A 19,482-nucleotide genomic window follows, 5' to 3' on the forward strand; every position below is an offset into this window, starting at 1 on the left:
TGAATTCAACCTAACATCGAAATCATCGAACACACCCGAGCGAAAAAATTCGATGAAGAATGCGGCTTCGAATCCGATTCGCGGCTCAGCTGACCTGCTGGGGCGGGCGGGCCACCACGAGTCTGGGAGCGGCCTGGCCCGACCGGCTGAACAGCTTCGGCGGCAACAGGGTGAGCGCGGGAGGCCGTTGGCCGTTCAGCTTGGCCACCAGCAGCTCGACCGCGCGCCGTCCCAGCACGTCGGCGGGCAGTTGCACCGAGGTCAGCCGCAACTGCTCAGCCAGCTCGTCCGGGCAGATCGCGACCACCGCGACGTCCTCCGGCACCCGGCGTCCCTCGGCGCGCAGGCACTCCACGACCCAGCCGAGCGCGGCCTCGTTGTGCACGACCAGCGCGGTCATCCGCGTCAGCTCTCTGAGCAGCGTCGCGACCACGGCGCGCACGGCGTCGCGGTGCCGCTCGGCGGGCAGGGCGGTCGAGGCGACCCCGCGCCGCATGGCCGCGGCGCTGAACCCCGCGAGGGTGCGTTGCGCGAACCCCGTGTTGCGCGCGTAGACCGCCCCCGGCGCCCCGAGGAAGCCGATGGTGCGGTGCCCGAGCTCGACGAGGTGGTCGACGCACCGCGCGCCCGCCGCCTCGAAGTCCAGGTCGACGCAGGTCAGGCCGTTCGCCACGGTGGGATGACCGAGCAGGACGGCCGGGCGGCCGAGGTCGCGCAGCACCGGCACCCGTTCGTCGTCCAGCCCCACGTCCATCACGAGGAACCCGTCCGCCCGGGCGGTGCCGGCCACGCGCCGGAGTCCGGCGGCGCCCTCGTCCGCGGTCACCAGCAGCACGTCCATGTCGTGCTCGCGGGCGGTGGTGACGACCGACGAGGCGAACCGCATCACCACCGGCAGGTGCACGCCCTCCCGCAGCGGCAGGACGAGGGCCAGCACGTTCGTCCGGCTGCCGGCCAGTGCCCGCGCTCCCGCGTGCGGCTGGTAGCCGAGCTCCCGAATGCTTTCGCCCACCCGCATTCTGGTCTCGGCCGAAACGGGGCGTTTGCCGGTCAGCACGTAGGAAACCGTGCTGGGCGCGACACCCGCGTGCTTCGCCACGTCCACAATGGTGACCACGCCGACACCTCCGGTCCCGCAGCGCCTGAGCAGAATTGAATCGAAGCGCTTCGAACGTGGTTTCAGAATGTGACACAGGCGAAACCCGCACGTCAAGCACACTGCACCTGTTCGACGAGTTCGACCATTGTCGCGGCGGCGTTCGACAGCTGTTCGACCACACACCTCTCACGCACTACGATGCTCGCGACGAACCGGTGCGAAGGGCGGGCATGATCACGATCAAGGAGGTCGCCCACCACGCCGGCGTCTCGATGAGCACGGTCTCGTACGTGCTGAGCGGCAAGCGCAGCATCTCCGAGGAGACCAAGCGCCGCGTCGAGCAGAGCATCGCGGCCCTCGGCTACCACCCCAACGCCGGGGCGCGGGCGCTCGCCTCGAACCGGTCGCGCGTGGTCGGCCTGGTCGTGCCGCTGCACTCCGACCAGAACATGCCGATCATCATGCGGTTCGTGTCGTCGATCGTGGCACGCGCCCGTGACCACGACTACGACGTGCTGCTGCTGACCAAGGAGGCGGGCCCCGGCGAGGCCCACCGCGTCATCGCGCGGTCCATGGCGGACGCGATCATCGTGATGGACGTCGAGAGCGCGGATCCGCGCGTGCCGGAACTGCGCGACGTCGACGCGCCGGTGGTCCTGCTCGGCATGCCGGACGACCACGAGGGTCTGAGCTGCCTCGACCTCGACTTCGCCACCGCCGGCAGGCAGATGGCCGGCCACCTGGCGGACCGAGGCCACCGCTCGATCGCACTGATCGGCTCGCCTCCCCCGGTCTACCAGCGCGGCACGAGCTTCGCCGCGCGGCTGCTGTCCGGGTTCCAGGGCGAGACCGCCAAACGCGGTCTGCTCGCCTCGGTCCACTCGTGCGCGCCCGGCTTCGACGCGGTGTCCGAATGCCTGGACGACGTGCTGCACCCGGACCGGGGCACCACCGGACTGGTGGTGCACAACGAGGCGGTCCTCGGCCCGTTGCTGCTCGAACTGCGGCGCCGGTCGCTCGCCGTCCCCGGCGACCTGTCGGTGATCACGCTGTGCCCGGACGACGTCGCCGCGGCCCTGCCCGTCCCGCTCACCTCGATCGCCGTGCCCGCGCAGGAACTCGGCGCGATCGCCGTCGAGATGGTGATCGCCCGCCTGGGCCGTGAGCTCGCCCCGGAGGTGCGGCTCCTGCAGCCGCAGCTCACCGACCGCGGCAGCACCGCCGTCCGCTGAAACCCCGCGTCGCCGCCGGAAACGTTGTTCACCATTTTCCCGCGCGCCTCGCGTTCGACGGAAATTCGACGGAAAGCGTCGAAGAACACTTTTCGTCGACGCGGAAGATCTTCCGTGTTCCTCCGAAAGGTCGTAGCCTCCCGGGATCACATCGACCGTTCGGGCGTACGCCTGCTGGTGTTCGCCGGATCCCCGCAGAGGACCAATGACACGATCACGAACCGACGCACGGCCCGCTCTGGCGACCAGGTGGCCGGCGATCGCCGCGGTTCTGCTGATCGGCGTCGCCGGCTGCGGCGGGGAGCCGGCACCGCCGGTCGCCACCACGTCGCCGCCCGCGTTCCCCTCGATCATCGAGCCGCCGCTCAAGACCGCGTACTCCTCGACCGTCCAGAACGTCGTGGACGTCCGGACCGTGCGGCTCTCCGACGGTGAGGAGGTGCGCGTCAAGGGCCTCGCCGCCGCGGACCCGTGCTGGGCCGACGCGTCGACGACGTTCGCGAAGACGATGCTGCTCGAGAAGCCGGTCGAGCGGACACCGGACGGTGAACCGGTGGTGTCCCTGCGCCTGGCGGACGGCACCGACTACGCGCTGCTCGCCGTCGAGTTGGGCATGGTGCGCAACGAGAACCCGGACGACCGCGCGATGGTGGAAGCGGAGACGTCCGCGTCCACCAAGCGGCTCGGGCGGTGGGGTCCGCCCTGCGTCGCTCCGAGCACCACCGCCGCGCCGGCTCCCACCACCCCGGCCGCGCCCGCCGCCCCGCCCGCACCGAAGCCGGTGACCGGCTGCTCGGTCGCGTACGTCGTCACCCACACCTGGCAGGGCGGTTTCCGCACCGACGTCACCCTCCGCAACACCGGTGCCGCGGAGGTCAACGGCTGGACGTTGCGCTGGACGTTCGCCGGCGGGCAGACGGTCTCCGAGATGTGGAACGCGACCCAGCGGCAGACGGGCAGGGACGTCGCCGCGACCGCCGTGCCGTACAACGTGGCGATTCCGGCGGGAGAGTCGGTGCTGATGGGCTTCACCGCGTCCGGCAGCAGCACCACGCCCCGCGCCTTCACCCTCAACGGGCACGCCTGTTCGCTCGCCTGAGGCAGGCGGTCAGCCCGCCGCGACGATCCGCCACTGCTGGTTGACGCTGTTGCTGTCACTCCACTGGCCGAGGTTCGCGGCGGCCGAGGTGCGGCCCATGCCGTCCAGGTAGAGGCCTGTGGCGCGGTTCCTGATGCGCACGTCGTTGCCCCTGCTGGTGCCGGTCAGCACCGTCCACTGCTGGCTGGTGGCGGTGCTGCCGGCGCGCTGGACCGCGTCGGAGCCGTTGGCCGTGCGGCCCAGGCCGTCGAGGTAGAGGCCGGTGGCCGCGTTCCTGAACCGGACGTGCGCACCGGAGTTCTCGACGATCCACCGCTGGCCCGCGCTCGCGCCGCCGGTTCCCTGTCCCGCCGGGGACTCGGTGGTCCTGCCGAGGCCGTCGACGTACCAGCCGGTCCCGACGTTGCGGATCGCGGTGACCTCGGCGCTGGTGCCGCCGAGCCCCCAGGCGTAGCGCAGCCGTTGCAGCCCTGAGTTGTTCGTCAGCGACAGCGACGTGCCGGGACCGCTGCCGCTCCTGGTGGTGAGGCTGTACCAGTCGCCGTCGCGCAGGCCCGGCCAGTACACGCTGCCCATGCCGAGACTGCGCAGCTTCGCGCTGACCCCCCGGACGTAGTCGGCCATGTACGACCCGCTCGGAACGCTGTAGTCGACCGGGTCGAAGTACACGCCGTTCTTGGTGCCCGGTCCCATCGCACCACCCCATTCGGTGGCGATGGTGCGGCTCGCGTAGGCGCCGATGTAGCTCGCGATGTGGTCCGCCCACTGGGTTTCGCTCTCGTACCCGGCGAAGAACGAGTAGTCGTGCACCGCGAGCAGGGTGCCGTTGAGCCTGCTGTCGCCGCCGACCGCGGGGACGTTCTGGGCGAGGCCCGCGCCGTCGAGGACCACCCTGCCGCGCGGAACGGCCGAATACCTGTTCAGCCAGGAGTTGTACATGTTGTTGAGGTCGGTCGTGCTGTAGCCGTGCGGCTCGTTGATGACCTCGAAGTACGCGTTGGGGTGGGCGCCGTACTTCGCGACGACGGTGTCCCACATCCTCTCGAAGGCGGCCTGGTTCTGCGGCCTGCCACCGGTGTGCGCCCAGTACGCGAAGAGCACGTTGCCCTTGCCCAGCGCGGTGTCGATCGCGCCGGTGTAGGTGCCCCAGTAGCTCGTGACGGTCGGCTCGTTGATCGGGATCCGCACCGTGTTGGCGCCGGTGAGCGAGTACAGCTGGCCCACCACGCGGTCCGCGACGACGGCCGCCGAGGAGTAGGTGTCCGACGCGCTGAGCCCGGACGGGTACAGCACTCCGTTGACGAAGTTGTCCCGCTGGTCGGCCCAGTTCACGCCCCGGAACTGACTCGTGGAGGCCTGCGCCACCGCGGGTATGGCGGTCGCCAGCCCGGTGACGAGTAGGAGGGACATCAACAACCGCAATGCGGTAAGCGCTTTCCAACGACGGCTCATGGTCTGCTCCACTACCTCGCGCCACCCGTGCCCGGTGGACCATGGCAGCCTGGACGAGACGCCGTCAAGAAAATGAGCATGCTTATCTTCTCCGCTCGCACCGAACCGGATCATGCTTCCCGGTCAGCGACGATGATGCGTTCGACGGGTTGCCCTGCACGTTCGATCCCGCATGTATTCTCGTTCGACGAAGAGAAAAGTCACACTCATGAAGGAGCCGCCCCGGTGGATGCCGATGCCGCGTTCGCGCCGCCCGCCTACCGGCCCGGCTACGAGGTCGTGGCGGAGAAGATCCTGGAGCTCATCGCCGAGCTGGAGCTGCGGCCCGGCGACCGCATGCCGACCGAGAACGAGCTGGCCGGCCGGATGGGGACCAGCCGGACCGTCGTGCGCGAGGCCGTGAAGATCCTCTCGGCGCTCGGCAGGGTGCGCGCGCACAAGGGCCGCGGGCTCTACGTGGCCGACGACGAGGGCATGCTCGGCGCGTCGCGGTGGGGCGGCTTCTTCCTGCCCACCGACCTCGACCACGTCTACATGCTCTTCGAGTTCCGCCGGGTGCAGGAGACCGCGGCCGCGAGGTACGCCGCGACCCGCGCCACCCCCGCCGAGCTGCACACCATCGAGACCGCCGCCGAGATGTGCCGGGAAGGCCACCTCACCGGTCAGGCCGCCCTGTTCGACCAGGGCGACGACGACTTCCACACGGCCGTCGCGGCCGCCTCGCACAACCAGTTCCTCGTCGCGGCGGTGCGCGAGGCGCGCCGGCTGCAGCGCCAGTCCAACATCATCGGGATGCACGGCACGGTGGGCAGCCACACCGCGGAGGCGGTCGACGAGCACGCCGCGCTCTACCAGGCCATCCGGCGGGGCAACCCCGAGGCCGCCGCCGTCGCGGCCGCCGCGCACGTGGACCGGACCCTGGAGGACTACCGCCGGGAGATCCAGCGCCGCGTGTTCGGCTGACCTGGGCCGGTCTTCCGGATGTGTGCTACAACCGTCACGATGTCCGGTGTGATGTGTCGCGCTGAAAACTGATCCATCCCGGCGCTGCCGCACCTGCAGCCCTTCGCCGGAACACCGGTCGCCACGCCGTGCCCGCACGGCAGCAGACCGTCCACTGAGGACCTCAAACTCAGCCGCACAGCAGTGGCGGGTGGTGGACCACGGGAAGCGGGCTCGACCAGCGGTTCGGGCTCCACCGCCTCCGGCGCGCTCCTCCCGTTCGGTCCTGAACGGACTGTCCTTCCCGCACGTTGCTCCGAACGGCCCTGTCCCCCGCCCCGTCGCCGCGACGTAGGGTGAATCGATCACGGGGTCTGCCAGCGGATTTCAGTGCGATCCCGGCAGATCGCCGCCGCGCGTGACCGGTCATGTACTAGGAGAAGCAGTCGCATGGACATCGAGACAGCGCTCAAGGAAGCAATGACGATCACCGGCGCCGTGGGAGCCGCGCTCGTGGACTACGACAGCGGCATGTCGCTGGGCTCGATCGGTGGTGGCGACTGGCTGAACCTGGAGGTGGCCGCGGCCGGGAACACCGAGGTCGTGCGGTCCAAGCAGCGGGTGATCTCGGCGCTCAAGCTGAACGACGAGATCGAGGACATCCTCATCACGCTGCACCGCCAGTACCACCTGATCCGCCTTCTCTCGACGGGCAAGCGGAGCGACTCGAAGCTCTTCCTCTACCTCGTGCTGGACCGGGAGCGCGCCAACCTCGCGCTGGCCAGGCACAGCCTCAAGTCCATCGAAGCCGACCTCACGGTGTGAACGAGATGTCCACCCAAGCCCCTGGCGCGCTGCCCCTGCGCCGGCGCGGACCGTTGTCGGAGGCGCCGCCCGCACCGGAGCGGCACGTGCCGGCGAGTGCCGCCGCGAAGTTGATGACCGAGGCGCTGGAAGAGGTCCACGGCAGCATCGACTCCGTGGCGATCAACGGCGTGCTGGTCGCGACGCGCGACGGCCTGGTGCTGTGCGGGGTCACGCGCGGCATCGAGGACGACGGCGTCGCCGCGATGGCCTCGGCGGCCGCGGGACTCGCCACCCAGTTCACCTCGCAGGCCGGGGTCGGCAGTCCGCGAGCGGTGTTCTTCGAGGGCGAGTCCGGCCAGGTCGGTGTGTTCGGGATCGACGCCGACACGCTGCTGGTGGTGCTCGGCGAACGCGACACCACGATGGGCATGTTCAACGTCGTGTCCAAACAGGCCCTGTCCCTGCTGCAGCAGGCGGTCGCGGCCCGGCGGTGACCGGTCAGTCGTCCAGGCTCCGGTGGGTGAAGCTGCCGAAGTCCGCCCAGGAACTGCCCGGCACGACGTCACCGGTCACGTACAGTCCGATGTGGACACCGGTGAACCCGCCCGCGGCCTGGGTGCTGAGCACCCGTCCGTCGAACGGCTCGCCGAGCGGCCGCCACTCCTCAGCGGCCCCGGCGACCAGCGCTCTGGTCTCCTGACCGGTGGCCTCGAAGCACAGCCGCACCACGCCTTCCGGCAGCCGCGTCGTCGCGAGGAGCTCGTCGTGGCCACCGGTGCGGCGCACGAGGACGACCTCGCGGCCGGCGCCCAGCAGGAGCCGGACGTGGTGGTCGTTGTTCTGCAGCAACACGAGACCGGCCCACTCGGTCGGCCCCGCGGCCTCGAACTCGACCTCGCAGGACGCGTGGAAGTCCTGGTGCCGCTGGGGCCGGACCACCAGGCTCGGCGTCACCAGGTCCGTGATCGACTCCGGGCGCACCTGCAGCCGGAGGTGGCCTGGCCGGTCCGTGAGCGACCAGAACACCTCGTCCGGCGTGCGCAGGAACTGCCAGGCGGGATCGAGGACCGGCCCGTCGAAGTCGTCGGTCGGCCCGGTCTCCGGCCACGGGTGCGCGGGCAGCGCGGGTACCTCGTACCGGACCTCGACACGGCCGGTGCCCGGACTGAACACCGGGCCGCCCGCCTCCCAGGACACCGGCACGAGGAACGTCTCACGGCCGAGGTTGTAGTAGTAGCCGCCGTACGGCCGGGTCGCGAGCAACACCGCGAACCACTGGTCTTCCTGCGTGCACACCAGGTCCGCGTGCCCGACCGCCGCGATCGGGTGGTCCCGGCCGAGGTGCCGGTGGGTCAGCAGGGGGTTGAGCGGTGAACCGCGGTACGGCCCGGTGACGTCGTCCGCCGTCGCCACGACCACCGAGTGCTCGAAGTCCGTGCCGCCCTCCGCGCACAGCAACAGGTACTTGCCGTCCACTTCGTACAAGTGTGGTGCTTCGAGCCACACGGAGTCGCGCAATGCGCCGGTCCACAGCACGTGCTCGTCGCCGATCAGCTCCAGCCGCCCGGCGTCGAACTCGCGCAGCCAGACCTCGGTCCGGCCTGCCGCGCCGCCGGGCACCTCGCGGGTCCCCGTCCACCACGCGCGGCCGGTGTCGTCGAAGAACAGGGACGGGTCGAAGCCGTCCGCCTCCGGCAGCCACCGCGGTTCCGACCACTCACCGGCCGGATCCGTGGCGGTGACGACGAAGTTGCCGCTCTTGCCCGTGCCGCCGACCAGGGTGCACACCACGTAGAACACGCCTTCGTGGTGGCGGATGGTCGGCGCGTACAGACCACCGGACGCACGCACACCGTGCAGCGGTAGCTGGGACGGCCTGTCCAGCACGTGGCCGAGCAGCCGCCAGTGCACCAGGTCCCTGCTGTGGTGGATCGGCAGGCCGGGGAAGTACTCGAAGGTCGACGTGACGAGGTAGTAGTCCGATCCCGCCCGGCACACCGACGGATCGGGGTGTGAGCCGGGCAGGACCGGGTTCTCGAACTGTGCCAAGTGGGACTCCCGTCAGGAGTTGAGCCGGGTGTAGGCAGGCTTCGGCCTCAGGTTCTCGTCGAACAGGCAGGCCGCGCCCTCACCGGGGAACACGTCCGGCACCCACGAGTGGCGGTCGGTGAAGCCCCACGTGGTGAACTCGACGCACCGCCGAACGGAATGGCAGGCGTCCCAGACCTGTTCGAAGTAGTCCGCCTGCGCTTCGAGCTTCTCCGGCGTGACGGGCAACGGGATCCGCACGTCCGCCTCGGTGATCGCGACGTCCAGCCCGAGCGCGGCGAACCTCGCGATGTTCTCCTTGACACCGGCCGGGAAGCCGTACATCAGCGACAGGTGCGCCTGGATGCCGACGCCGTGGATCGGCACGCCCTGGCGCTTCAACGACTTCACCAGTTCGTAGACCGCGTCGCTCTTCGGGTTGAGCCCCTCGACGTTGTAGTCGTTGATGTAGAGCTTCGCCCTGGGGTCGGCCGCGTGGGCCCAGCGGAACGCGTCGGCGATGTAGCGGTCACCGAGCTTCTCCTGGAACACCGTCGGCCTGCGCGTGCCGTCCTCGTTGAACGCCTCGTTGACGACGTCCCACGCGCGGATCTTCCCGCGGTAGCGGCCCGCCTCGGTCCTGATGTGGTCCTTGACCACGTCCCGCAGCTCCGCCGCCTCGAGGTCGTCGACCCAGTCGGGCAGCTGGCTGTGCCAGACCAGCGTGTGCCCGCGCACGGACTTGCCGGTCTTCTTGGCGTACTTGACGATCTCGTCCGCGCCGGACCAGTCGTACTGGCCCCGGACGGCTTCGACGACGCCCCACTTCATCTCGTTCTCGGGCGTGACGCTGTCGAACTCCCGCGTCAGCACCTTCTTGTAGTCGGCCTCGGCGGTCAGGTGCTGGGCGGCCACCGCACTGCCCACGTACCTGTTCGTGACGCTCTTCAACGGTCCCGCCGCCGAAGCGGGAACTGTCTGGGACAGCACCACCAGGACGGCGATGCCGGCAGCCAATCGGGTTCGCACGATTCACTCCCTTGTGAGTCAGCCCTTCACGGAACCGGTGAGGCCCCCGACCATGCGGCGTTCGGCGAGCACGAAGAACGTGAGTGCGGGGATCATGGACAACGCGGTGAAGGCGAGCACCTTCGCCGTGTCCTGGGTGTGCTCCGACTGGAACATGGCCACGCCGAGCGGCAGCGTGAAGTTCGTGGAGTCGTTGAACACCAGCAACGGCAACAGGTAGAAGTTCCAGCTGGTGACGAACGCGAGCACCGACACCGTGATCAGCGCCGGCCGTGAGAGCGGGAGCAGGATCCGCCAGAAGAAGTCGAGCTTGGCCGCGCCGTCGAGCAGGGCGGCGTCCTCGAGCTCACCGGGGATCGCGTTCATGAACGGCCGCAGGATCACGACCGTGACGGGCAGCGAGAACGCCGCCTCCGGAATCGCGACACCGAGCGGGTTCTCCAGCAGGTTCAGCTCGCGCAGCCACAGGTACAGCGGCAACGTCGCCACGCCGAGGGGGAACAGCAGACCCAGCGTGAACAACGTGTAGAACGCCTCGCGGCCCTTGAAGGCGTAGCGGGACAACGCGAACGCCGCCATCGATCCGAGCACGACCGCCAGCGTGGTCGCGATCACCGCGATCAGCATGCTGTTGCCGAGCAGGCGCCAGAACTGGGGCGAGGTCGCGACGCTGATGTAGTTGTCCCAGACGAACGGACCGGGCAGACCGGCCGGTGACGCGTTGATCTGCGCCGTGGTGCGGAACCCTCCCAGCACCACGAAGAGCAGTGGGACCACCGTCATGCCGATGACGGCGAACGCGGCGAGGTAGCCGACGGTGTTACGACGTGACATCTCAGCGAACTCCCGTCAACGCACCTTGGGTGTCGCGACGCAGAGCGAATCGCTGGTACACCAACGCGAACAAGAAGCAGATGATGAACAGGATCACCGCGACCGCGCTGCCGAAGCCGAACTCGTAGCGCTTGAAGCCGTGGTCGACCAGGTAGGTGGCCATGGTCGTCGACGCGTTGGCGGGACCGCCGAGCGTCATGATCCAGACCAGGTCGAAGAGCTGCAGCGACCCGATCACCGACAGGAACACCCAGATCCTGATCGTCGGTCCCAGCAACGGGAGCACGACGTGCCGGGTGGTCTGCCAGGCGCTCGCACCGTCCAGCGCGGCGGCCTCCCGCAGCTCGGGCGGAACGCCCTGCAGGCCGGCCAGCAGCAGGATCACGCCGAAGCCGATGTACTTCCACGTGATCACCACGAAGAGCGTGTAGAGCACGAGCGACTGGTCGGCGAGCCACAGCTGCACGAAGCCACCGAGGCCCACACCGCGCAGGATCTCGTCGATGAACCCACCCGGCTGCAACATGAGCAGCCAGATCACCGCGGTCACCGCCTCGGACAGCACGTACGGCGCGAAGACCACCATCCGCAGGAACGTCCGGCCGCGCAGCTTCCGGTTGAGCAGCAACGCGAGGCCGATGCTCAGCGGCAGCTGGACGACGATCGAGAGCGTGGCGATGATCAGGTTGTGCCCGATGGCGCCCTGGAAGACGTCGCCGGAGAATGCGGCGACGTAGTTGTCCAGTCCCACGAAGTCCGTGAGCGGGCCGAAGCCGTTCCACGAGTAGAGGCTGTAGTACCCGGCGACGCCGATCGGGATCAGGACGAACCCGATGAACAGCACGAGCGCGGGAGTCAGCAGGAATGCGAGTTCGAGTCGTTGGCGGAGTCGGGACCGCCGCCGGGTGCCCCCGGCCGCTGGCGCGTGCGGCACGGGGGCGGTCGGCGGCCGCGTGGTGATCGCGGCACTCATCATTTGTTCCCGGCTGCTGCTTCGCTCACCGATTTCACGATGGTGTCCGGTCCGCCCTGACCCGCGAAGAAGTTCGCGATGGTGTCGTTGAGGGCCTGACCGACCTTGGTCGGGAACGCGGTGTCGAAGTAGAACTGGAGGTGCGACGCCTTGGCCATGGCCTCGGCGATCGTCTTGTGCGGCTCGCTCTTCAGCGCGGCCACCCCGGCAGGGGTCACCGGCAGACCGGAGTTGGTCTCGGCGAGGATCTTCTGCACGTCGTCGCTGACGAGGTGCCCGAGGAACTCGGCGCACGCCTTGGCCGCACGGGTGGTGCAGGAGAACCCGTCACCGCCGCCGAGCAGCACGCTCGGATCGCCCTGCCCGCCCGGCACGCTCGGGAACGGGAACCAGCCGATCTTCGAGCCGATCTCCTTGTCCTCGGTGAGCGCCTGCATGACGTCGGGGTTCCAGTCGCCCTGCAGTTCCATGGCCGCCTTGCCGTTGGCCACCAGGCCCGCCGAGCTGCCCGCCCCCTGCTGAGCGGGCGTCCCGACGAACCCGTCCTGGAACGGTTTCGTGTCCAGGAAACTCTTGAGGTTCTCGCCGGCCTTGAGGAAGCACGGGTCGGTGAGCTCGGTCTTCTCGACCGCCTTCTTCAGCGTGTCGACCGAGCACTGGCGCACCGCGAAGTAGGCCCAGTAGAACGCGTCGGGCCAGCGGTCCTTGCCGCCGAGCGCGATCGGCACGACGCCCGCGGTCTTCAGCTTCGTGACCGCCGCGTTCAGCTCGTCCACAGTGGTCGGTGTCGAGGTGATTCCGGCGGTGGCGAAGATGTCCTTGCGGTACCAGAACCCGACCGCGTGCATCAGGTACGGCGCACCGTACTGCTTGCCGCCGGTCTTCCAGCCGTCGGCGTTCTTGGCCAGCGGGCCGATCCAGCCCGACGAGGCCTGCGTGATGTCGGCGAGCTTGCCGGACTTCAGCTGGTCGGCGAGCGCTCCGCCGCCCCACTGCTGGAAGAGGTCCGGCGGGGTGTTGCCCTGCAGGGCGAGCGGCACCTTGGTCTGGAACTGCTCGTTCTGCAGCGGTTCGATCGTGAACGAGGTGTTCGGGTGGGTCTTGTGGAAGTCGTCGGCGATCTGCTGCCACTTCGACTTCATGGGCTCGGTGGTCCGGTTGTGCCACCAGGTGAGCGTGACGGGGCCTTCCGTGGAGGCGTCGCCGCCGCCACTACCGCACCCGGCCAGCACGAAAGCCGCGGCGGCGAAGAGGGCAAGGGGCTTTCTGGAACGCATTTCGGGTCCACTCCTGACGACGTCGGCCGGTTGGACTGCCTGTGTTGGGGCCAGAGAATTGCGTGAAATCGGTCTCGTGTCAATCGTTGTCGATAACGTTTTACACGGCTAGCCTGTGCCGGTGCCTCCACGCTCTCGCGTCACGATCAAGGACGTCGCCGCTCAGGCCGGCGTCTCGGTAGCCACCGTGTCCAAGGTCCTCAACCAGCGGTACGGCGTCTCCGCTGAGACGTTCGCGCGGGTCACCGCCGTGATCAAGGACATGGGGTACGAGGCGAGCCTCGTCGCGCAGAGCCTGCGCAACCACCGCACGAACGTCATCGGCATCCTGGTCGCCGACATCGAGCCGTTCAGCACCGAACTGCTCAAAGGCGCGGCGGATGCCATCCGCGGCACCGGTTTCGAGCTGGTCGTGTACTCGGCGGGCGGTCGCACCGGCGACCCCCACGGCTGGGAGCAGCGGTACCTCACGCGGCTGAGCGGCACCCTCGTCGACGGCGCCGTGCTGGTCACTCCGGCCGTCGACCTCGAGGGCCTGCCCGGCACACCCGTCGTCGCCGTCGACCCGCACACCGGGCGTGCGGCGCTGCCCACGGTCGACTCCGACAACCTGCACGGCGGACGGCTCGCGACCGAGCACCTGTTGCAGCTCGGCCACCGCCGGATCGGGCTGCTCACCGGCCGCGAGGACCTGAAGTCCGCGCAGCAGCGCGAAACCGGCTACCGGGGAGCCCTGGCCAGCGCGGGTGTCGCGGTGGACGAGACCCTGGTCCGGCGCGGTGACTACGACGCGGACATAGCCGCCGCGTCCGCCCGCTACCTGCTGAGCCGTCCCGACCGGCCGACCGCGATCTTCGCCGCCAACGACACCACCGCCATCGCGGCCATCGACGCCGCCCGCGAGCTCGGCCTGCGGGTGCCGGAGGACCTGTCGGTGATCGGCTTCGACAACATCCCCGAGTCCGCGCTGTGCACGCCGCCGCTCTCGACGGTGCAGCAGCCGATCCGCGAGATGGGCCACCGCGCCGTCGAGTTGCTGGTGCGGCTCATCAACGGCGCCGAGCCCGACCAAACCCACATCACCCTGGGCACCGAACTGGTCGTCCGGCAGTCGACCCGCCCACTGACCCCCTGAGGTTTGTTGTGACGACAGAAGCCACCACGCCGGACGAACTCTGGCGGAACCCGCACGCCCCCGTGGACGATCGCGTGCGCGATCTCGTCGCGCGGATGACCCCGCAGGAGAAGATCGCGCAGTTGCAGGGGATCTGGGCCGGCATCGACGCCGCCGGCGAGATGGCCCCGCACCAGCACGAGTTCGCCGTGGCACCGCAGGACTTCGACGAGCTGTCCCGCTACGGCATCGGCCAGCTCACCCGCGTCTTCGGCACCCGGCCGATCGCGCCGGAGGTCGGTGCGCGCACGCTCGCGCGCACCCAGCGGCAGATCATCGAGGCGAGCCGCTTCGGGATTCCCGCTGTGGCGCACGAGGAGTGCCTGACCGGGCTGGCCGCCTGGCAGGCGACCGTGCACCCCTCACCGCTGTGCTGGGGCGCGACCTTCGAACCGGACCTGGTGCGGCGCATGGCCGCGCGGATCGGCGACTCGATGCGCCGCCTAGGGGTGCACCAGGGCCTGGCCCCCGTCCTCGACGTCGCACGCGACCTGCGCTGGGGCCGGGTCGAGGAGACCATCGGCGAGGACCCGCACCTCGTGGGCACCATCGGTGCCGCCTACGTCGCGGGCCTGGAGTCGGCCGGGATCGTGTCGACGCTGAAGCACTTCGCCGGGTACTCGGCTTCCCGCGCGGGGCGCAACCTCGCGCCGGTGTCGATCGGGCCGCGTGAACTCGCGGACGTGATCCTGCCGCCGTTCGAGATGGCGCTGCGCGCCGGTGCCCGGTCGGTGATGAACTCCTACTCCGACAACGATGGCATCCCAGTCGCCGCCGATCCGGCGATGCTCACCACGCTGTTGCGCGAGGTGTACGGCTTCACCGGCACCGTGGTCGCCGACTACTTCTCGGTGGCGTTCCTGCACAAGCTGCACGGTGTCGCCGCCGGACGCGAGGACGCGGCCGCACAGGCCCTGACGGCCGGCATCGACGTCGAACTGCCCACTGTGGACTGCTTCGGTGAACCGCTGCTCGAAGGCCTCTACTTCGACCGGGTGGACGTGGCGGTCGTCGACCGGGCGCTGTCCCGGGTGCTGGCGCAGAAGTTCGAACTGGGCCTGCTCGACCCCGGCTACTCCCCCGCGCCCGATGCGAACCTCGACCTGGACGACCCCGAGTCCCGCGCCCTCGCCCGCGAGGTGGCGGAGCGCTCGATCGTGCTGCTGCAGAACGACGGCGTGCTGCCGCTGGCCGGCAAGCGACTGGCCGTCGTCGGCCCGCGCGCCGACGAGCCCGGCGCGATGATGGGCTGCTACTCGTTCCCGCTGCACGTCGGCGTGCACCACCCGGACGCCGAGATGGGCATCGAGGTCACCACCGTGCTGGAGGCGTTGCGCGCGGACCACGACGTGGTGTTCGCGCGGGGCTGCCCGGTGCTCGGCGGGACCGACGACGAGATCGCCGAGGCGGTCGAGGCCGCGAGGCAGGCGGAGGTCTGCGTCGTGGTGCTCGGTGACCAGGCCGGCCTGTTCGGCAAGGGCACGTCCGGTGAGGGTTGTGACGTCGCGGACCTGAAGTTGCCCGGCCGCCAGGAGGAACTGCTGGAGGCGGTGCTCGGCACCGGCATGCCGGTGGTGCTCGTGCTGCTGTCGGGCCGGCCCTACGACCTGTCGCGGCAGGCAGACCGGCTCGCGGCCGTCGTGTGCGGCTTCTACCCCGGCCAGGAGGGCGCGCCGGCGCTCGCGGACGTCCTCAGCGGACGCGTCAACCCGTCCGGCAGGCTCCCGGTCAGCTTCCCCGGCTCCGGCTCCACCCAGCCGTCCACGTACCTCAGCGCGCCGCTCGGCAACCGCAGCGAGGTCAGCAACGTGGACCCGACGCCGCTGTTCCCGTTCGGCCACGGCCTGTCCTACGCGCCCGCCACGTGGGTGACGGCGGGCTGTGAAGAACGCGAGTGGCCGACCGACGGCACCTGCGCGGTGCACGTCGTCCTGCGCAACGACACGGACGTCGTGACCGCCGAGGTCGTCCAGATCTACCTGCACGACCCGGTGGCGGAGGTCGCCCGGCCCGTCCGTCAGCTGATCGGCGCGGTGAAGGTCGACCTCGCTCCCGGCCAGACCCGCACGGTCACCGCCCGGCTGCACGCGGACCTCACCTCCTACACCGGCCGGGCGGGCCACCGCCAGGTCGACCCCGGTGACGTCGAACTGCACGTCGGCACGTCGAGTGCGAACATCCACACCTCGTTGAAGCTCGCGCTGACCGGGCCCGCCCGGCAGGTCGGGTTCGACCGCGTCCTGACACCGGAGTTCGACACACCCTGACGTCCGGACGCGCGCCTCCCCCGCCCGGTAACGTCCATTGCGGACGGACCGGGCGGGTGGAGGGACTTGCGGTGCTGGAGATCAGCGGACTGACGTGGGCGATGACGATCGGGGTGATCGTCGCGCTGCTGGCGTTCGACCTCGTGCTCGCGGCGTGGCGGCCCCACCGGATCGGTTTCCGCGAGGCAACGGTGTGGTCGGTGTTCTACATCGCCGTGGCCATCGGTTTCGGCGTGTGGTTCGCGAGCGCGCACGGCGGCGGGTTCGGCGCGGAGTACTTCGCCGGCTACATCGTCGAGAAGAGCCTGTCGGTCGACAACCTCTTCGTGTTCGTGATCATCATGACCACGTTCCTCGTGCCCGAGGAGCACCAGCACAAGGTGCTGACGTTCGGCATCGTGCTCGCGCTGATCATGCGAGGCATCTTCATCGCGGTCGGCGCGACGCTGCTGTCGTTGTTCTCGTTCATGTTCCTGCTGTTCGGCCTCCTGCTGATCTTCACGGCGGTGCAGCTGTTCCGGCACCGCGACGAGGACCCCGACGTCGAGAACAACGTCGTGGTGAAGACCGCGCGCAAGCTCCTGCCCGTCACGGACGACTACGTCGGCGGCAAGATCTTCACCCGTGTCGACGGCAAGCGGTTCGCCACTCCCCTGTTCGTCGTGCTGGTCGCGATCGGTGGCGTCGACCTGCTCTTCGCGCTCGACTCGATCCCCGCGGTGTTCGGCGTGACCGAGGAGCCCTACATCGTCTTCACCGCCAACGCCTTCGCGCTGCTCGGCCTGCGCGCGTTGTTCTTCCTCGTCAAGGGCCTGCTCGACCGGCTGGTGTACCTGTCGGCCGGGCTGGCGATCATCCTCGCGTTCATCGGCGTCAAGCTGATCCTGCACTGGGCTCACGTGGACATCTCCGCGAGCGTGCCCGAGGTGCCGACGCCGCTCAGCCTCGGCGTGATCATCGCGATCCTGGTGATCGTCACCGTCGCGAGCCTCGTCAAGACGCGCAACGACCCGTCGGCCAAGGCCCACCCCGGTTCGCTGCGCGGGCACCGCGACGAAGATAAGTAACACTTGACTACTTAGTAACAGCTGTTACACGATCTGGCGCATGGAACTGCGCGAGGTCGAGCCGCCACGCGACCGCCGGGTGCGCCGCACCCGCGCGGCCGTTCTGGCGGCCGTGGTCGGCCTGGTGACCGAGCGCGGCACGACGGCGATCACGGTCTCCGAGGTCGCCGAGTCGGCCGACGTCAGCCGGCGGGTCGTCTACCAGCACTTCGGCGACCTGGACTCGCTGCTGCTGGAGGCGGGGCTCGACCTCGCCCGGCGCGAACTGCTGCCCCGCCTCTCCGGCCCCACCCCTCCCGTGGACGCACGGGCCGAGACTCTCGCCGTGGCCAGGCACTTCGCCGGCCACCGGGTGTTCTACCGCGCCCTGTTCACCGGCTCGTGCGCGTTCGCGCTGGACCGGGGGCTGATCAGCCTGCTCCTGCCGGTCAACCGGCAGGCCGTGGAGCACCGGCGCGGACTCTCCGACCAGACCGCCGAGGACCTCGCCGCGTTCATCACGGGCGGCGCCGGATCGTTCGTCACGTCCTGGGTGGTGGCGGGAGCGCCCGACCCGGAGACGTTCACCGACCGCCTGATGGGTGTGCTCTCCCTCCTCCTGGAGCCTCGATGATCAGCCGTCTCCTCCAGCGCGGCCTCAAGCTCTCGCCGCCACTGACCCGCGACGTCGTGGTGCGGCGGGACCTGCGCGTCCCCATGCCCGACGGCGTCGACCTGCTCGCCGACCGGTGGGTGCCGCGCTCGGGTGGTGACGGCCTGCCGACGGCGTTGATCCGCTCCCCGTACGGGCGGCGCATGTTCGGATCGGTCATGGCCAGGCCACTGGCCGAGCGCGGCTACCAGGTGGTGATCCAGAGCGTGCGCGGCGGCTTCGGCTCCGGCGGCACGTTCGACCCTATGCGGCAGGAACGCGCCGACGGGCTCGCGACCCTCGAGTGGCTGGTGGAGCAGCCGTGGAGCGACGCGATCGTGCTCTACGGGCTGAGCTACCTCGGCCACGTGCAGTGGGCGGTCGCCGACCAGTTGCCGCCGCAGGTCAAGGCGATGATCCCGGTGGTCACGGAATCGGCGCTGACGCTGGAGTTCCTGCGCGCGGACGGCATGTCGCTGGAGACGCCGTTCGAATGGGGCGTGCTCGTCGGCACCCAGCAGCGACCGCTGGCCGTGCTGCGCAAACCGTTCCAGGACAAGAAGACCGCACGAGCGCTGCACACGCTGCCGTTGCAGAACGCGGACGTCATGGCGTTCGGCTCGCGTTCCGACTACGTGCAGGACGTTCTGGCCCACGACGCGGGCTCCCCGCGGTGGGAGGGGTTCGACCACAGCCACCGGGTCGCCGGCGTGACCGTGCCGGTCAGTTCGATCGGCGGCTGGTACGACATCTTCCTGCCCGGTCAGCTGCGCGACTTCCAGGCGTTGCAGGACAACGGCCGTTCCGCACGGCTGACCGTCGGACCGTGGACCCACACGGAGGTCATGGCCGCGCCGATCCGCGAGGCCGTGGAGTTCGGTCTGGCGCACGCTCGCGGCGAGGAGCCTCCGCACCGCGCTCCCGTGCGGCTGTACGTGATGGGCGAGGAAGCGTGGCGGCCGTTCGACTCCTGGCCGCCGTCCGGCTACTCGCCCACGCGCTTCCACCTCGGTTCGGGCGGTGCGCTCGGGCCGGAAGCCGGCGAGTCCTCAGTGGACACCTTCCGCTACGACCCGGCCGACCCCACCCCGGCGTCCGGCGGTGTGCGCCTGGCGCGGGACGGCGGCCGCGTCGACAACACCGCCCTGGAAGCCCGTCCGGACGTGCTCACCTACACCACACCCGTTCTCGACGAGGACGTCGAGGTGGTCGGTGAGGTCAGTGCCGAGATCTGGTTCTCGTCCAGCCTCGCGCACGCCGACGTGTTCGTCCGGCTGTGCGACGTCGATCCGGAGGGACGTTCGTGGAACGTCTGCGACGGGCTGGTGAGTCTCACGTCGGCGGAGGAACCGCAGTGCGCCGCCGTCCGGCTGTGGCCCACGGCGTACCGCTTCCGGCGCGGGCACCGCATCCGCGTGCAGGTCTCCAGTGGTGCGTTCCCCCGCTACGCCCGCAATCCCGGCACAGGTGAGCCACGTGCGACCGCCACGAGGATGGTCGCGGCGAGCCAGTCGGTCCACTGTGGACCAGATCGGCCGTCCGCGATCGTGCTGCCCGTGCGCTGACGGGGT

Annotated in this window: 17 protein-coding genes; 10 read left to right on the top strand and 7 right to left on the bottom strand. The window is 69.8% G+C overall.

Going from position 1 to position 19,482, the window contains the following annotated elements:
• Positions 1-85: 85 nt before the first annotated feature.
• Positions 86-1,117, bottom strand: a complete 1,032-nt coding sequence (locus DFR72_RS22375; RefSeq protein WP_090064702.1) for a LacI family DNA-binding transcriptional regulator — start codon at positions 1,115-1,117, stop codon at positions 86-88.
• A 212-nt stretch (positions 1,118-1,329) separates the two neighbouring features.
• Between DFR72_RS22375 and DFR72_RS22380 the strand changes: the two genes are divergently transcribed.
• Entirely contained in the window at positions 1,330-2,331 is a 1,002-nt protein-coding gene (locus DFR72_RS22380; protein WP_090064703.1) for a LacI family DNA-binding transcriptional regulator, read from the top strand.
• Positions 2,332-2,536: 205 nt separating this feature from the next.
• Complete coding sequence (locus DFR72_RS22385) at positions 2,537-3,430, top strand: cellulose-binding domain-containing protein (RefSeq protein ID WP_090064704.1); 894 nt, start codon at positions 2,537-2,539, stop codon at positions 3,428-3,430.
• A gap of 9 nt (positions 3,431-3,439) precedes the next feature.
• Here the strand turns inward: DFR72_RS22385 and DFR72_RS22390 are convergent, their stop codons facing one another.
• Positions 3,440-4,840: an RICIN domain-containing protein gene (locus tag DFR72_RS22390; RefSeq protein ID WP_090064705.1), complete on the bottom strand. Its 1,401-nt coding sequence runs from the start codon at positions 4,838-4,840 to the stop codon at positions 3,440-3,442.
• A gap of 267 nt (positions 4,841-5,107) precedes the next feature.
• Between DFR72_RS22390 and DFR72_RS22395 the strand changes: the two genes are divergently transcribed.
• From DFR72_RS22395 to DFR72_RS22405, 3 genes are all read left to right on the top strand, one after another.
• Positions 5,108-5,845 (top strand): FadR/GntR family transcriptional regulator, encoded by a 738-nt coding sequence (locus DFR72_RS22395; RefSeq protein ID WP_245983357.1) that lies wholly within the window; start codon positions 5,108-5,110, stop codon positions 5,843-5,845.
• Between the two features lie 429 nt (positions 5,846-6,274).
• Entirely contained in the window at positions 6,275-6,649 is a 375-nt protein-coding gene (locus tag DFR72_RS22400) for a hypothetical protein (protein ID WP_090064706.1), read from the top strand.
• Between the two features lie 5 nt (positions 6,650-6,654).
• Positions 6,655-7,125 (top strand): roadblock/LC7 domain-containing protein, encoded by a 471-nt coding sequence (locus tag DFR72_RS22405; protein ID WP_090065207.1) that lies wholly within the window; start codon positions 6,655-6,657, stop codon positions 7,123-7,125.
• Positions 7,126-7,129: 4 nt separating this feature from the next.
• Here DFR72_RS22405 and DFR72_RS22410 read toward each other — a convergent pair whose 3' ends face one another.
• From DFR72_RS22410 to DFR72_RS22430, 5 genes are read right to left on the bottom strand one after another with little or no spacing between them, the layout of a single operon-like run.
• Complete coding sequence (locus tag DFR72_RS22410) at positions 7,130-8,680, bottom strand: glycoside hydrolase family 43 protein (protein ID WP_090064707.1); 1,551 nt, start codon at positions 8,678-8,680, stop codon at positions 7,130-7,132.
• Positions 8,681-8,692: 12 nt separating this feature from the next.
• Positions 8,693-9,688, bottom strand: coding sequence for an endo-1,4-beta-xylanase (locus DFR72_RS22415; RefSeq protein WP_245983360.1), 996 nt, complete (start codon positions 9,686-9,688; stop codon positions 8,693-8,695).
• A gap of 18 nt (positions 9,689-9,706) precedes the next feature.
• The gene (locus DFR72_RS22420; protein WP_090064708.1) at positions 9,707-10,522 is read right to left on the bottom strand and encodes a carbohydrate ABC transporter permease; all 816 of its coding nucleotides are present in this window, start codon (positions 10,520-10,522) and stop codon (positions 9,707-9,709) included.
• 1 nt (position 10,523) lies between these two features.
• Positions 10,524-11,495 (bottom strand): carbohydrate ABC transporter permease, encoded by a 972-nt coding sequence (locus DFR72_RS22425; protein WP_090064709.1) that lies wholly within the window; start codon positions 11,493-11,495, stop codon positions 10,524-10,526.
• On the bottom strand, positions 11,495-12,772 hold the full coding sequence (locus tag DFR72_RS22430; protein ID WP_090064710.1) for an extracellular solute-binding protein: 1,278 nt from the start codon (positions 12,770-12,772) through the stop codon (positions 11,495-11,497). The genes DFR72_RS22425 and DFR72_RS22430 overlap by 1 nt, the downstream gene beginning before the upstream one ends.
• A gap of 121 nt (positions 12,773-12,893) precedes the next feature.
• Between DFR72_RS22430 and DFR72_RS22435 the strand changes: the two genes are divergently transcribed.
• The 5 genes from DFR72_RS22435 (at position 12,894) to DFR72_RS22455 (ending at position 19,476) form a co-directional block, all read left to right on the top strand.
• The gene (locus DFR72_RS22435; RefSeq protein ID WP_090065209.1) at positions 12,894-13,907 is read left to right on the top strand and encodes a LacI family DNA-binding transcriptional regulator; all 1,014 of its coding nucleotides are present in this window, start codon (positions 12,894-12,896) and stop codon (positions 13,905-13,907) included.
• Between the two features lie 8 nt (positions 13,908-13,915).
• Entirely contained in the window at positions 13,916-16,213 is a 2,298-nt protein-coding gene (locus DFR72_RS22440) for a beta-xylosidase/alpha-l-arabinosidase (protein WP_090064711.1), read from the top strand.
• 71 nt (positions 16,214-16,284) lie between these two features.
• The gene (locus tag DFR72_RS22445; protein WP_090064712.1) at positions 16,285-17,280 is read left to right on the top strand and encodes a TerC family protein; all 996 of its coding nucleotides are present in this window, start codon (positions 16,285-16,287) and stop codon (positions 17,278-17,280) included.
• Positions 17,281-17,320: 40 nt separating this feature from the next.
• Positions 17,321-17,893 carry a TetR/AcrR family transcriptional regulator gene (locus DFR72_RS22450; protein WP_090064713.1) on the top strand — a complete coding sequence of 191 codons (573 nt, stop codon included), beginning with the start codon at positions 17,321-17,323 and terminating at the stop codon, positions 17,891-17,893.
• Complete coding sequence (locus DFR72_RS22455; RefSeq protein WP_090064714.1) at positions 17,890-19,476, top strand: CocE/NonD family hydrolase; 1,587 nt, start codon at positions 17,890-17,892, stop codon at positions 19,474-19,476. The genes DFR72_RS22450 and DFR72_RS22455 overlap by 4 nt, the downstream gene beginning before the upstream one ends.
• The last annotated feature ends 6 nt before the right edge of the window (positions 19,477-19,482 follow it).

Origin of the sequence: Lentzea flaviverrucosa (assembly GCF_003350445.1) — a bacterium.
In the GTDB taxonomy this organism is placed as follows: Bacteria; Actinomycetota; Actinomycetes; order Mycobacteriales; family Pseudonocardiaceae; genus Lentzea; species Lentzea californiensis.

What these genes read in the sequence shown, in the direction of transcription:
- DFR72_RS22380 (WP_090064703.1), top strand. Translation starts at nt 1,330, where the DNA reads ATGATCACGATCAAGGAGGTCGCCCACCACGCCGGCGTCTCGATGAGC.
- DFR72_RS22385 (WP_090064704.1), top strand. Translation starts at nt 2,537, where the DNA reads ATGACACGATCACGAACCGACGCACGGCCCGCTCTGGCGACCAGGTGG.
- DFR72_RS22390 (WP_090064705.1), bottom strand. Translation starts at nt 4,840, where the DNA reads ATGTCCCTCCTACTCGTCACCGGGCTGGCGACCGCCATACCCGCGGTG.
- DFR72_RS22400 (WP_090064706.1), top strand. Translation starts at nt 6,275, where the DNA reads ATGGACATCGAGACAGCGCTCAAGGAAGCAATGACGATCACCGGCGCC.
- DFR72_RS22405 (WP_090065207.1), top strand. Translation starts at nt 6,655, where the DNA reads ATGTCCACCCAAGCCCCTGGCGCGCTGCCCCTGCGCCGGCGCGGACCG.
- DFR72_RS22420 (WP_090064708.1), bottom strand. Translation starts at nt 10,522, where the DNA reads ATGTCACGTCGTAACACCGTCGGCTACCTCGCCGCGTTCGCCGTCATC.
- DFR72_RS22425 (WP_090064709.1), bottom strand. Translation starts at nt 11,495, where the DNA reads ATGAGTGCCGCGATCACCACGCGGCCGCCGACCGCCCCCGTGCCGCAC.
- DFR72_RS22430 (WP_090064710.1), bottom strand. Translation starts at nt 12,772, where the DNA reads ATGCGTTCCAGAAAGCCCCTTGCCCTCTTCGCCGCCGCGGCTTTCGTG.
- DFR72_RS22450 (WP_090064713.1), top strand. Translation starts at nt 17,321, where the DNA reads ATGGAACTGCGCGAGGTCGAGCCGCCACGCGACCGCCGGGTGCGCCGC.
- DFR72_RS22455 (WP_090064714.1), top strand. Translation starts at nt 17,890, where the DNA reads ATGATCAGCCGTCTCCTCCAGCGCGGCCTCAAGCTCTCGCCGCCACTG.